Origin of the sequence: Parafrankia elaeagni, from assembly GCF_000374165.1 — a bacterium.
GTDB classification, from domain to species: Bacteria; Actinomycetota; Actinomycetes; order Frankiales; family Frankiaceae; genus Parafrankia; species Parafrankia elaeagni.
Genome location: NZ_KB893712.1, coordinates 75,727 through 88,307 on the forward strand (window position 1 = coordinate 75,727; position 12,581 = coordinate 88,307).

10 protein-coding genes are annotated in these 12,581 nt (G+C 72.8%); 9 read left to right on the top strand and 1 reads right to left on the bottom strand.

The window, feature by feature from the left end:
- Window positions 1-25 precede the first annotated feature (25 nt).
- The 9 genes from B207_RS0107890 to B207_RS0107930 all read left to right on the top strand — a co-directional run bounded on the left by B207_RS0107890 (window position 26) and on the right by B207_RS0107930 (window position 11,559).
- A complete protein-coding gene (locus B207_RS0107890; RefSeq protein ID WP_018635978.1) occupies window positions 26-754 on the top strand; it encodes a class I SAM-dependent methyltransferase in 729 nt (242 codons plus the stop codon).
- The gene (locus tag B207_RS0107895) at window positions 754-1,977 is read left to right on the top strand and encodes an iron-containing redox enzyme family protein (protein WP_018635979.1); all 1,224 of its coding nucleotides are present in this window, start codon (window positions 754-756) and stop codon (window positions 1,975-1,977) included. Before B207_RS0107890 ends, B207_RS0107895 begins: the two co-directional genes overlap by 1 nt.
- Before the next feature lie 2 nt (window positions 1,978-1,979).
- Window positions 1,980-2,969: a TIGR03557 family F420-dependent LLM class oxidoreductase gene (locus tag B207_RS0107900; protein ID WP_035740285.1), complete on the top strand. Its 990-nt coding sequence runs from the start codon at window positions 1,980-1,982 to the stop codon at window positions 2,967-2,969.
- Window positions 2,970-3,119: 150 nt separating this feature from the next.
- Window positions 3,120-5,780, top strand: coding sequence for a nitrite reductase large subunit NirB (nirB, locus tag B207_RS0107905; RefSeq protein WP_035740286.1), 2,661 nt, complete (start codon window positions 3,120-3,122; stop codon window positions 5,778-5,780).
- Between the two features lie 17 nt (window positions 5,781-5,797).
- On the top strand, window positions 5,798-6,121 hold the full coding sequence (gene nirD / locus B207_RS0107910) for a nitrite reductase small subunit NirD (RefSeq protein ID WP_018635982.1): 324 nt from the start codon (window positions 5,798-5,800) through the stop codon (window positions 6,119-6,121).
- Complete coding sequence (locus B207_RS0107915; protein WP_018635983.1) at window positions 6,118-7,272, top strand: uroporphyrinogen-III synthase; 1,155 nt, start codon at window positions 6,118-6,120, stop codon at window positions 7,270-7,272. Before nirD ends, B207_RS0107915 begins: the two co-directional genes overlap by 4 nt.
- Before the next feature lie 233 nt (window positions 7,273-7,505).
- Window positions 7,506-8,396, top strand: coding sequence for a universal stress protein (locus B207_RS0107920; protein ID WP_018635984.1), 891 nt, complete (start codon window positions 7,506-7,508; stop codon window positions 8,394-8,396).
- Between the two features lie 198 nt (window positions 8,397-8,594).
- On the top strand, window positions 8,595-9,119 hold the full coding sequence (locus B207_RS0107925; protein ID WP_018635985.1) for a flavodoxin family protein: 525 nt from the start codon (window positions 8,595-8,597) through the stop codon (window positions 9,117-9,119).
- A 64-nt stretch (window positions 9,120-9,183) separates the two neighbouring features.
- Window positions 9,184-11,559, top strand: a complete 2,376-nt coding sequence (locus tag B207_RS0107930; RefSeq protein ID WP_018635986.1) for a phosphoketolase family protein — start codon at window positions 9,184-9,186, stop codon at window positions 11,557-11,559.
- Between the two features lie 8 nt (window positions 11,560-11,567).
- Here B207_RS0107930 and B207_RS0107935 read toward each other — a convergent pair whose 3' ends face one another.
- Complete coding sequence (locus B207_RS0107935) at window positions 11,568-12,461, bottom strand: universal stress protein (protein ID WP_018635987.1); 894 nt, start codon at window positions 12,459-12,461, stop codon at window positions 11,568-11,570.
- Window positions 12,462-12,581: the final 120 nt, after the last annotated feature.

Genomic DNA, 12,581 nt, shown 5'->3' on the forward strand with positions numbered 1-12,581 from the left:
CGCATGGCGTACCCGGGGGAGGCCCATGTTCTACGACACGGTGGAATCGACCTTTTACGCCTGGTGTGTGGAACGTCTTCTCCGCTCCGCGGTGGCCGCCCCCCACCTGGCCGGCGGCATCGTCGAACTCGGCGCGGGCACCGGCCTGCCGGTCATCGAAGCCCTGTCGCGCTGCGAGGCGACGGTGCCGGTGCGCGGTTTCGAGCGTGACCCGGACTCCTTCCGCGTGGCCGTCCACCTCGTCGAGGCGAAGGGCCCGCCCGGCTACACGGTGGAACCCGGTGACTTCTTCGAGCGGGCTCTCGACGGTCCGGAACGGATCGCGGTCGCCAATCCGCCCTATCTGGCGGCGCCGGCCGACGACGCGGGCACGCCGGAGCTGTGGGGCGGTGAAAGCGGCGCGGAGGTCACCCGGCGCCTGCTGTCCGGGCCGTTCGACGTCCTGATGCTGATGGTCGCGTCGATCGCCGACCCGCTCGGGGTGATCGAGCATGCCCGGCTCGCGGGCTACACGGTGCAGGACTGGTCGGTGTGCCCCATCACGTTCGGCCCGCACAGCCGCCGGCCCGGTGTCCACGGGCGCATCGACGAGCTGCGCGCCGAGAGCCGGGCCTTCAGCTCCGGGACGGACTACCTGCTCGCCGGCGTCACCTGGCTGCGCACCGGGAGTGCCGACGCCGGGAGTGCCGACGCCGGGCGGGCGGACGTCCTGCGCAGGGTCCTGACCGCCGGTGCGGAACCGAGGAGGATCTGATGCCCACGACCGGCACGTTTCCCGCGTTCCCCGCGTTCCCCGCGTTCCCCGCGGCGGCGGACGCGCCGGCCGAGGCGCTCCCGGGGGCGGAGGTGCGCTACGGGACAGTCCTGCTTCCCGACCAGCTCAGGCCCGGACAGCTGCCGCGCCCCCGCGGGCCGCTCAGCGCCTTCGTCACCGACGCGCTGCGGCGGCCGGCGAGCAGCGACCTCGGACCCGCACCCCCGCCGGCGGACGACGTCCTCTGCGGGGAGGACGGCGCACTCGCCCTCTACTGCCTGTACGAGCTGCACTACCGCGGCTTCGCCGGGGTCGACGAGCGGTGGGAGTGGGCTCCCTCCCTGCTGACCCTGCGCCACCGCCTGGAGGAGGAGCTGGAGGACCTGGTCCGTCGCGAGGCCGAGACGGTGCCGATGCCGGCGTGCGACCCGCGCGCCGGCGACTGCATCCCGGCGGCGCTGCGCGCGGTCATCGCCGGGCCGTCCGGCCCGTCGGTGTCGGCGTACCTGGCCGAGCAGGGCTCGCTCGAGCAGTTCCGGGAGTTCGCCATCCTCCGCTCGCCGCTGCAGCTCAAGGAGGCCGACCCGCACTCGTGGGCGATCCCGCGGCTGACCGGCCCGGCGAAGGCCGCGCTGGTCGAGATCCAGGCCGACGAGTACGGCAACGGCACCGCGCGGGACGTCCACCAGAACCTGTTCGGGGTGACGATGCTCGGCCTCGGCCTGGACGCGGGCTACGGCGCCTACCTCGACCGCGTGCCGGGCGCCGCGCTCGCGTCGGTGAACCTGGCCTCCTTCTTCGGCCTGCACCGGCGGCTGCGGGGGGCGCTCGTCGGCCACCTGGCGGTGTTCGAGATGACCTCCGTGGAGCCGATGGCAGCCTACGGTGCCGCGCTGCGCCGGCACGGGCTGCCGGCCGGCGCCCGCCACTTCTTCTCCGTGCACGTCGTGGCGGACGCCCACCACCAGACGCTCGCCGCGGAGGCGCTCGCGGGCAACCTCGTGCGCGGGGAGCCGCAGCTGGGTGCGGACGTGCTGCTCGGCGCCCGCGCGATCATGGCCGTGGAGGGGCGGTGGTCGGCCCGGGTCCTGGCGGCCTGGCGCGACGGCCGCTCGGCGCTGCTGCCGTCCGCAGGTCCGCCCGACGAGGCCCCACCCGACGAGGCCCCACCCGACGCTGACCGGTCGGACGCTGACCAGTCGGACGACTTCCCGAGGGAGTGATGATGCGGATCGGATACAAGCTGATCACCGAGGGGTACGGCCCGAAGGAGATCGTCCGCCAGGCGAAGGCCGCCGAGGACGCCGGCTTCGACTTCGTCGAGCTGAGCGACCACTTCCACCCCTGGCTGGAGGAGCAGGGGCATTCCGCGTTCGCCTGGTCGCTGCTCGGCGCCATCGCGCAGTCCACCGACCGGGTCGGCCTGGCGACCGGCGTGACCTGCCCGACGATCCGCTACCACCCGGCCGTGATCGCGCAGGCGGCGGCGACGGTCGCCCTGCTCTCCGACGGCCGGTTCACCCTCGGCCTGGGTTCCGGCGAGCGGCTCAACGAGCATGTCGTCGGGCGCGAGTTCCCCGCGGTGGCCCGGCGCCAGGCGATGCTGCGGGAGGCCGTCGACATCATCCGGCTGCTGTGGAAGGGCGGGTATCAGTCGTACGACGGTCGCTACCTGCGGCTGGAGGACGCCCGCGTGTTCGACCTGCCCGCGGCGCCCCCGCCGATCGCCATCGCGGCCGGCGGAGCACGCTCCGCGCGGATGGCGGCGGAGTGCGGCGACGGGCTGTTCGCCACCGAGCCGAAACGGAGCCTCGTCGAGGCGTACACCGCCGCGGGCGGGGCGGGCCCGCGGTACGCCGAGGTGTCGGTGGCCTTCGCGGCGGACGAGCGGACCGCGCTGGACGCCGCGTTGCGGACGACGCGCTGGGCGGTGACCGGCTGGAAGGTGATGAGCGAGCTGCCGAACCCGGCGAACTTCGCCGCCGCCACGACCACGGTGACCCAGGACGACCTGGCGGAACATCTCGCCTACGGCCCCGACCCGGCCCGCTACCTCGCGGCCTGCGCACCGTACGCCGCGGCCGGCTTCGACCAGCTCGTCCTGATGAACTGCGGGCCTGACCCGGATGCTTTCCCGGCGTTCTTCAGCTCCGAGCTCGCCGGACCGCTGCGCGCACTCGACGCCGATTCCGCGCGGCTGGTCTCGGCGTCCTGAGAACGGCTGCGCCGGACGCACAGCGGCGTCCCGGCGGCGGTGAGCACTCCTTGCCCGGGTGTTAACGCCTCCGCGCGTTCGGGATAACAGTTCCTGGCGACCATGAGCGAAGCCGGGCCGTGGCGGATCCGGGCGCAGGTGGGGCTGGTCATGGGAACGGATTCGGGCGGCCGTCTCGTCGTGGTCGGCAACGGCATGGTCGGCCAGCACTTCGTCGAGGCGCTGCGGGAGCGCGACATCGACCGGCGCTGGCAGGTCACCGTCTTCGGGGAGGAGGCGCGCCGGGCATACGACCGGGTGGCGCTGTCGTCGTACTTCGACGGCGCCGGCGCGGAGAGCCTGGACCTCGTCCCGGACGGCTGCTACGACGGGCACGGCTACACGCTGCACGTCGACGAGGCCGTCCTCGCGCTCGACCGTGCCGCCCGGACCGTCACCACCAGCCGCGGACGGATCGTGGGCTACGACGCGCTCGTGCTGGCGACCGGCTCCGCGCCGTTCGTCCCGCCGGTGGCCGGCGCCGACCTTCCGGACTGCTTCGTCTACCGGACGCTGGACGACCTGGACGCGATCCGCGCGGCCGCGCTCCGGGCAACCGCGCTCCGGGCAACCGCGCTCCGGGCGGCGACGCGGGGGAACGCTGCCGCACCGGCGGGTCTCGTGGTCGGGGGTGGTCTGCTCGGTCTGGAGGCCGCGCGGGCGCTGCGCCTGCTCGGGCTGGGCGTGCATGTGGTGGAGATGGCCCCGCGACTGATGCCGCTACAGGTCGACGAGGGCGGCGGGGCGCTGCTGCGGCGGCTCGTCGAGGAGCTCGGCGTCACCGTCCATCTCGGTACCCACGCCGCCTCGGTGGCCGGGACAGCGACACCCGGCCGGCCTGCTCCTCTGCTGGCCACTCTGGGCGACGGTACCGAGCTGCCCGTCGACCTGGTGGTCTTCGCCGCCGGCGTGCGTCCCCGGGACCAGCTGGCACGGGCGGCGGGGCTGGTCGTCGGCGAGCGGGGTGGGGTGGCGGTCGACACCGGCTGCCGGACCGCCGACCCCGCGGTCTTCGCGATCGGGGAGTGCGCCTGCGTCGCCGGCCAGGTGTACGGGCTGGTGGCTCCCGGGTACGCGATGGGTTCCGTGCTCGTCGACCGGCTCCTCGGCGGGCGCTCCGAGTTCGGTGTCGCGGACACCGCCACGAAGCTCAAACTGCTCGGGGTGGACGTCGCGAGCTTCGGCGACGCGCTGGCCGTCACCGAAGGCGCGCTGGAGGTGACCGTCAACGATCCGGTCGCCGGTGCCTACGCCAAACTCGTCGTCTCCGACGACGCGACGACCCTGCTCGGCGGGGTGCTGGTCGGCGACGCCTCGAAATACGCATCGCTGCGTCCGCTGGTCGGCCGGCCGCTGCCCGGCGACCCGCTCGCGATGCTCGCGCCTCGCGGCGACGGGGGCGGGGGTGCGGTGGGCGTCGGCGCGCTGCCCGCCGACGCGATGGTCTGCTCCTGCCATGCCGTGACGCGGGAGGCGATCGACACCGCGATCGTCGGCTCGGGGCTCACCACCGTCGCCGAGATCAAGGCCTGCACGAAGGCCGGCAGCGGCTGCGGATCGTGCGTCCCGATGCTCTCGACGCTGCTCACCGAGAGCGGAGTGACGGTCGGCAGGGCGCTGTGCGAGCACTTCGACCACTCGCGCGCGGAGCTGTTCGACCTCGTCCGCGTCCACCAGATCAGGACGTTCAGCGAGCTTGTCGGCCGATACGGCCGCGGCCGCGGATGTGACGTGTGCAAACCGGTCGTGGCCTCCGTTCTCGCCAGCCTCGGCAACGGCCACATCCTCGACGGCGAGCAGGCCGCCCTCCAGGACACCAACGACGCGTTCCTCGCCAACATCCAGCGCAACGGCACCTATTCGGTGGTGCCGAGAATTCCCGGCGGGGAGATAACACCGGAGAAGCTCGTCGCCCTCGGCCTGGTCGCCCGGGATTTCAACCTCTACACGAAGATCACTGGTGGGCAGCGCATCGACCTGCTCGGCGCCCGGGTGGAGCAGCTGCCGGCGATCTGGCGGCGGCTCGTCGACGCTGGATTCGAGTCCGGGCACGCCTACGGCAAGGCACTGCGCACGGTGAAGTCCTGCGTCGGGTCGACCTGGTGCCGTTACGGCGTCCAGGACTCGCTCGCACTCGCCATCGAGCTCGAGCTGCGCTATCGGGGCATCCGCTCACCACACAAGATCAAGGCCGGGGTGTCGGGGTGCGCCCGCGAGTGCGCCGAGGCGCGGAGCAAGGACATCGGCGTGATCGCCACCGAGAACGGGTGGAACCTCCACGTCGGCGGCAACGGCGGCTTCCGGCCGAGGCACGCCGACCTGCTGCTCACCGACGTCGACACCGAGACACTGATCCGCACGATCGACCGGTTCATCATGTTCTACGTCCGCACCGCCGAGCGGCTGCAGCGGACGTCGGCCTGGGTCGAGTCGCTGTCGACCGGCCCCGGCGGTGAGCAGGTCGACGGGCTGGACTACCTGCGTTCGGTCCTCGTCGACGACGCGCTGGGCATCGCCGCGGAGCTCGACGCGGCGATCGAGCGGCACGTCGGCGCGTACGAGGACGAGTGGGCCGCGGTGCTGGACGATCCGGTGCGCCTGCGCCGGTTCGTCTCGTTCGTCAACGCCCCGGACACCCCCGATCCGACGATCTCCTTCGTAACGGAGCGCGGCCAGCCCCGGCCGGCGTTTCTGGGCCTGCCGGCCGCCACCGCCCCGGCGGCCACCGCGGCCACCGCGGCCACCGCCGCCCCGGCCGCCCCGGCCCGATGACGAGGGAGGACGCAGCGATGACCTGGACCACCGTGTGCCGCTACGACGACCTGCTGCCGGAACGCGGCGTCGCGGCACTCGTCGGCGACCTGCAGCTCGCCCTGTTCCGCTGCCATGACGGGCAGCTCTTCGCGATCGGCAACTCCGACCCGTTCACCGGCGCCTGCGTGCTGGCCCGGGGCATCGTCGGGAGCCGGGCGGAGCGCCTGACGGTAGCGTCTCCTCTGCACAGACAGACCTTCGATCTGCGCACCGGAGAGTGCCTGGACGACGACGGTGTCTCCGTACCCGTCTACGAGGTGCGCGCCCGCACGGGGATGGTGGAGGTGAAGGTGGCGTGACCGGCGGTTCCCTAGACGTCGAGCCCCTGGCCGGGTACACCGTCGGGATCACCGCGGCACGGCGGCGGGAGGAGTTCGGCGCCGCGCTCGAACGCCGCGGGGCGAAGGTGCTGTACGGCCCGGCGATCCGGATCGTCCCGCTGGCGGACGACACCGAGCTGCGGCAGGCGACCGAGCGCTGCCTGACCGCGCCGCTGGACGTCGTCGTCGCCACCACCGGCATCGGCTTCCGCGGCTGGATGGAGGCCGCCGACACCTGGGACCTGCTGGATCCGCTGACCAAGGCGATCGGCTCGGCTACCCTGCTGGCCCGCGGCCCGAAGGCCCGCGGCGCGATCCGCGCGACCGGCCTGCGCGAGGCCTGGTCACCGGAGTCGGAGTCGTCCAACGAGGTGCTGGAGCACCTGATCGAACGGCACGACCTCGAGGGCACCCGCATCGCCGTCCAGCTGCACGGCGAACCGCTGCCCGACCTGATGGAGACGCTGCGGCTCGCCGGCGCGGACGTCATCGAGGTCCCGGTGTACCGGTGGATCGCACCCGAGGACACCACGCCGCTGCGGCGGGTGATCGACGCGGTCGCCACCGTCGAGCTGGACGCGGTCGCGTTCACCAGCGCCCCCGCCGCCGTGAGTTTCCTGCGCGCCGCCGACGACCAGGGCCTCGGCGAGGCCGTGCGGGAGGCGCTGCTCGGCCCGGTGGTGGCGAGCTGCGTCGGGCCGGTCACCGCCGGCCCGCTGCTGGCCCGGGGCATCCCCGTCATCCAGCCGGGGCGGGCCCGGCTCGGCGCCCTGGTCCGGGAGATCGTCGAGCAGATCCCGCGCCGACGCGGGCAGCTGCTGCCCGCCGCCGACCACTGGCTCGACATCCGCGGCCAGGCCACTGTCGTCGACGGGCGGCTCGTCCCACTCAGCCGCACCAGCATGGCGCTGCTGCGCCGCCTCGCCGGCCGCCCCGGTCACGTCGTCACCCGCCGCGAGCTGCTCCCACCCGGTGGCGGCGACGAGCACGCGGTCGAGGTCGCCGTGGGCCGGCTGCGTTCCGCGCTCGGCGACCCCCGCATCATCCAGACCGTGGCCAAACGCGGCTACCGGCTCGCCTTCGAACCGGAACGCGGCGCCGACGCCTCCACCGACGACTGGCGCTACTGACCACCTGCCGCCGGCCGCGACGAGCTCGTCGAACGGTTCGGCCGTGGCCTGCCGAAGAAGGCACGGGCCTGCTCCAGGAGATTCCCAGGACGATGGTCCTTACTGCCCGGGATCAATGGGCCGGGCGCGGCCGAACAAAGGGCGGGTGATCCGCTCCGTCCACGGTGGGACATTCGAACGAGCGGAACGCGGACTGGCGGCTCCCGGTCGTCGGCGGAGACGGGTGGTAGGACATGGGTGGCGGGATTCTCGTCGGCGTGGATGGTTCGAAAGGTTCCGATGACGCGCTGCGGTGGGCGTTACGGGAGGCGCGCCTGCGCGAGTGCTCCATTACCGCACTGCTGGCGTGGGGCGGGGACGGGCTGCAGCGGGAGGTGTACCGCCGAGCCCTCCAGACCGGCCCGACGGACCCCGCCGACCTCGAGACCGCGGCGTCCACCGCGCTGGACCAGGCCATCGGCCGCGCAGGCCTGTCAGGGGTCGAGGTGACCCGGCTCGTCGTCGACGCCTCGCCGGTGGCCGCGCTGGAGAACAGCTCGGTCGGAGCAGAGATGGTCGTCGTCGGGTCGCACGGTCACGGTCCGATCCACCGCGTGGTGACGGGTTCGGTCGCCCAGGGGGTGGTCAACCACGCGCGGATTCCGGTCGTCGTCGTCCGGGGAAAGGCCGAGGAGCACCCGACTTCGCGCCCGGTCGTCGTCGGTGTCGACGGTTCGGTCAACTCGGTCGGCGCGCTGCGCTGGGCCGCCGAGGCCGCCACCCTTCGCCGGGCGCCGCTGCGGGTCGTCCACGCACTGGGGCATACGGAGGTGCTGTACCCGGAGCTGCTCCTCGCCGGGCAGTCGAGCCTGCTCCACCGGGCCGAGGAGGCCCTGGAGGAGATTGTGGCGAAGGGCCTGGCCGGGGCGGGCGGGATCATCGTCGACACGGTCGTCACGCCGGAGGCTCCCAGCCCGGTCCTGCTGCGTGAGGCCGAGGACGCGCAGCTTCTCGTCGTCGGTCATCGCGGTCGGGGCGGCTTCGCCGAACTGCTGCTCGGCTCGGTGAGCCACCAGAGCATCCTGCACGCACGCTGCCCGGTGACCGTCGTGCCCAGCGAGGGCCGCGTCGCCGCCGCGATATGACTGCCCGCACGGCGATGCCGGCTGGGATCCGGTCGGGAACGCCGGCGTACCGGCACAATATCCGCGCCTCCGAGAGCCGGGACCAAAGTCACGAAACGCCGGGAACTACGGTCTCCCGCGGCCGGGAAACGAAGTGTGAGAATAGAAGGGCCGGACTACCCATCCGGTACGGAGAACAACGAACAGGCAGGCGCCGCGATGGCCGTTCTGATTGTCACCGAATCCTGTTTCGGCAACACCCTCACGATTGCCCGTTCTGTCGCGGTGGGCCTCGCCAGTGCGGTTGGTGCCGACTCCGTCACCGTTGTCGGTCCTGACCAGACGGCGGCCGGGATTCCCGTCGATCTGGAGCTCCTGGTGGTCGGCGCACCTACCCATGCTTTCTCGATGCCGAGGCAACAGTCCCGGCGCCAGGCTGTCGAGAAGGGTGCCACCGCGGGCGAGGAGCCGGGTGGCGGAATTCGGGAGTGGATCGAGCGGGCTGCCCCCCGGGCCGATCTGCGCGTCGTGTCGTTCGACACGTCGATGAAGATGCGCTTCCAGCCGGGCACCGCCTCGAAGGCAGTCTTCAGAGCTTTGCGGAAGCGCGGTTTCCAGCACGCCGAGCGGGGCCCGAGCTTCTACGTCACCGGGACGGAGGGGCCCCTGGTCGATGGCGAGGCGCAGCGGGCCGAGGAGTGGGGCGCACAGCTGGGGCGATCGCTGAGACAGGCCACGGTGTAGCGCTGAGGAGTGACCGCGGGCGGCGCCTGCTTCTGAGGAATCCGAACGGAAGGCGATCAGTACCGTGACCGATCATCTGGACGAGTCCGAGCTGGGCAGGCTGATCGACTACTGGAACGCGGCGAACTACCTGACCGCGGCGCAGATCTACCTGATGGACAACCCGCTGTTGCGCCGGCCGCTGAGCCGCGGCGACATCAAGCCGCGGCTGCTCGGGCACTGGGGGACGTCGCCGGCGCTGAACCTGGTCTACGCCCACCTGAACCGGCTGGTCCGCCGGACCGGTCAGGACGTCGTCTATGTCGCCGGCCCCGGGCACGGCGGGCCGGCGCTGGTCGCCAACACCTACCTGGAGGGCACCTACTCGGAGATCTATCCGGGTGTGTCGCCCGACGTCGCCGGGCTGACCCGGCTGGTGCGGCAGTTCTCGACCCCGGGCGGCATCCCCAGCCATGTCAGCGTCCCGACGCCGGGCTCGATCCACGAGGGCGGCGAGCTCGGCTACGCGCTCGTCCACGCCTTCGGCGCCGTGTTCGACCATCCCGATCTGCTGGTCGCCGCGGTGGTCGGCGACGGTGAGGCCGAGACCGGCCCACTGGAGGGCAGCTGGAAGGGCGTCGACTTCCTCAACCCGGCCCGGGACGGCGCGGTGCTGCCGATCCTCAACCTCAACGAGTACAAGATCGCCAACCCGACGGTGCTCGGCCGGCTTCCCCACGAGCGGCTGAACCAGCTCTTCGCCGGCCACGGCTACGACGTCCTCTGGGTCGAGGGCGACGATGTCCGCGAGGTGCACCGCGCCTTCGACGCCGCGCTGACCACCGCGCACAGCCGCATCCGCGACATCCAGCGGACGGCCCGGCAGCCGGGCCACACCGTCACCGAGGCGCCGATCTGGCCGATGATCGTGCTGCGGACGCCCAAGGGCTGGACCGGCCCGCACGAGGTGGACGGTGTCCTCGTCGAGGGCACGTTCCGCGCGCACCAGGTGCCGCTGGCGGGGGTGCGGGACAACCCCGAGCACCTCGCCCAGCTCGAGACCTGGCTCCGTTCCTACGAGCCGGAGCGGCTGTTCGACGCCGACGGACGACTCGTCTCCGAGCTGGCCGCCCTCGCCCCGGAGGGCTCGGCGCGCCTCGGCGCCACCAGCTACGCCAACGGCGGCGTCCGCACCGAGCCGCTGCGGCTGCGTGACTGGCGGGCCCACGCGCTGAAGGTCGACCCGGCGCGGCGCGGCAGCCTCGTGCACGAGACGACCCGGCCGCTGGGCGAGCTGCTGGCCGACGTCTACCGGGACAACCCGACCACGTTCCGGGTCTTCAGCCCGGACGAGCTGGCCAGCAACCGGCTCGGGGCGATCCTGGACGTCACCGACCGCTGCCTGGTCGCGCCGACCGACCCGCGCGACGACCGGGTCAGCCCGGCCGGCCGGGCGATGGAGGTCCTCTCCGAGCACCTGTGCGAGGGCTGGCTGGAGGGCTACACCCTGACCGGCCGGCACGGCCTGTTCGCCACCTACGAGGCGTTCGCGATGGTGTCGGCGTCGATGCTCATCCAGCACACCAAGTGGCTCCAGGAGGCGAGCCGGCTGGCGTGGCGCGCCCCCGTGCCCAGCCTGAACGTCCTGCTCACCAGCACCTGCTGGCGCAATGACCACAACGGCTTCTCCCACCAGGGGCCGGGGCTCATCGACACGGCCGTGCCGCTCTCACCCGGGGTCGTCCGGGTCTGGCTGCCGCCGGACGCGAACAGCCTGCTCTCGGTCGCCGACCACTGCCTGCGCAGCCGCGACCACGTCAACCTGATCGTCGCCGACAAGCAGCCGCACCTGCAGTACCTGAGCGCCGACGAGGCCGACGAGCACGCCGCCCGCGGCGGATCGGTCTGGGACTGGGCCGGTACCGAGGTCGACCTCGGCCGGGAGCCCGACGTGGTCCTCGCCGGGATCGGTGACGTGCCGACGCTGGAGATCCTCGCGGCCACGGACCTGCTCCGCCGATACGTGCCCGGCCTGGCCGTCCGGGTCGTCAACGTCATGGACCTGATGGCCCTGCTGCGTTCGGACCTGCATCCGCACGGGTTCTCGACGCCGATGTTCCGCGCGCTGTTCACCGATGCGACGGACGTCGTCGTCGGCTTCCACGGCTACAGCCGGGCCGTCCACCAGCTGCTGCACGGCCGGGCGAACCCGCAGCGGTTCCATGTTCGCGGGTTCACCGAGCAGGGCACGACGACGACTCCGTTCGACATGGTCGTCCGCAACGGCCTGAGCCGCTATCACCTGGCCCAGCTCGCCGTGGAGTTCGCCCGGACGACCCGTCCCGGCACGGACCGCCTGGTCAGTCACTGCCAGGAGCAGCTGACCCGCCACCACGCCCACGTCACCGAGCACTTCGAGGACCTGCCCGAGGTTCGGGAGTGGACCTGGTCGGGCACCTGAAGACAGGGCTAGTCGGCTGCCCGGACGACGGCGACCGGGCAGCCGGCGTGGTGCACGCACTGGTGGCTGACGGAGCCGAGGAGCAGCCCGGCGAACCCGCCGTGGCCACGGGCGCCGACGACGAGCAGACTCGCGTCGGTGGACATCCGGAGCAGGCCCGCCGCCGCCGCGCTCTCGACCAGCACCTGCTCGACCCGCAGGTCGGTGTTCTCCTTCTGGATCTGCGCGACGCAGTCGTCCAGCAGCGCCCGCGCCGCCTTCCTCAGGGTCGGGAGGTCCAGCCCTGCGTACCCCCCCGGGTAGAGCGGGGCCGCCGGTAGCCAGGAGTGCACCACACGCAGGCTGGTCTCACGTGACCTGGCCTGCGACGCGGCCACCCGCAGCGCCGCGACCGAGGCCGCGGAACCGTCCACACCGACGACCACCGGACCCGTCGGCCGGAGGTGGCCGGACCGCACGACGACCACCGTCGGCCGTGCCCTGTGCAGGCAGATGTCGGTGACCGAACCGGCGAACAGGCGGTGCTTGCGGTTGGCCCCGTGCAGGCCCAGGACCAGCATCTCCGCCTCGGCCGAGGCGTCGAGCAGCGCCTCGGCGGCGTCCCGGCGCTCCACCCTCTCGACCATCGCGGTGGGCCGGGTGAGCCGCGCCGCGCGGCCGATCGCGGTCTGCAGCAGGTGGTAGGACGCGGCCTCGGTCTCGTGTTCGCCCGCCGTCCCGGCGCCGGCCTTCTCCGCGCCCGCCGTCGCGGTCACCGCGGACACGGCGGGCGGGCAGTGCTTCGGATCCCAGGCGAGCAGCACCGTGAGCGGGCAGTCCTGCCGGCCCGCCTGCGCCATCGCCCACCGCAGCGCCTCCTCTGCGTCGGCCGACCCGTCCACTCCGACCACGATTCCGGTCATCGCATTCTCTCCTTCACTGCGGAAGCGCATGTTCTGGGCTGGCGGGTGTTCCGGCGGCGGTGCCGGTCAGCGTCAGTCGGCGTCATTTGGCGCCGGTCGGCGCCGGTCGGCGTCAGTCGG

What these genes read in the sequence shown, in the direction of transcription:
- B207_RS0107920 (WP_018635984.1), top strand. Translation starts at nt 7,506, where the DNA reads ATGGGTGGCGGGATTCTCGTCGGCGTGGATGGTTCGAAAGGTTCCGAT.
- B207_RS0107895 (WP_018635979.1), top strand. Translation starts at nt 754, where the DNA reads ATGCCCACGACCGGCACGTTTCCCGCGTTCCCCGCGTTCCCCGCGTTC.
- nirB (WP_035740286.1), top strand. Translation starts at nt 3,120, where the DNA reads ATGGGAACGGATTCGGGCGGCCGTCTCGTCGTGGTCGGCAACGGCATG.
- nirD (WP_018635982.1), top strand. Translation starts at nt 5,798, where the DNA reads ATGACCTGGACCACCGTGTGCCGCTACGACGACCTGCTGCCGGAACGC.
- B207_RS0107935 (WP_018635987.1), bottom strand. Translation starts at nt 12,461, where the DNA reads ATGACCGGAATCGTGGTCGGAGTGGACGGGTCGGCCGACGCAGAGGAG.
- B207_RS0107890 (WP_018635978.1), top strand. Translation starts at nt 26, where the DNA reads ATGTTCTACGACACGGTGGAATCGACCTTTTACGCCTGGTGTGTGGAA.
- B207_RS0107925 (WP_018635985.1), top strand. Translation starts at nt 8,595, where the DNA reads ATGGCCGTTCTGATTGTCACCGAATCCTGTTTCGGCAACACCCTCACG.
- B207_RS0107900 (WP_035740285.1), top strand. Translation starts at nt 1,980, where the DNA reads ATGCGGATCGGATACAAGCTGATCACCGAGGGGTACGGCCCGAAGGAG.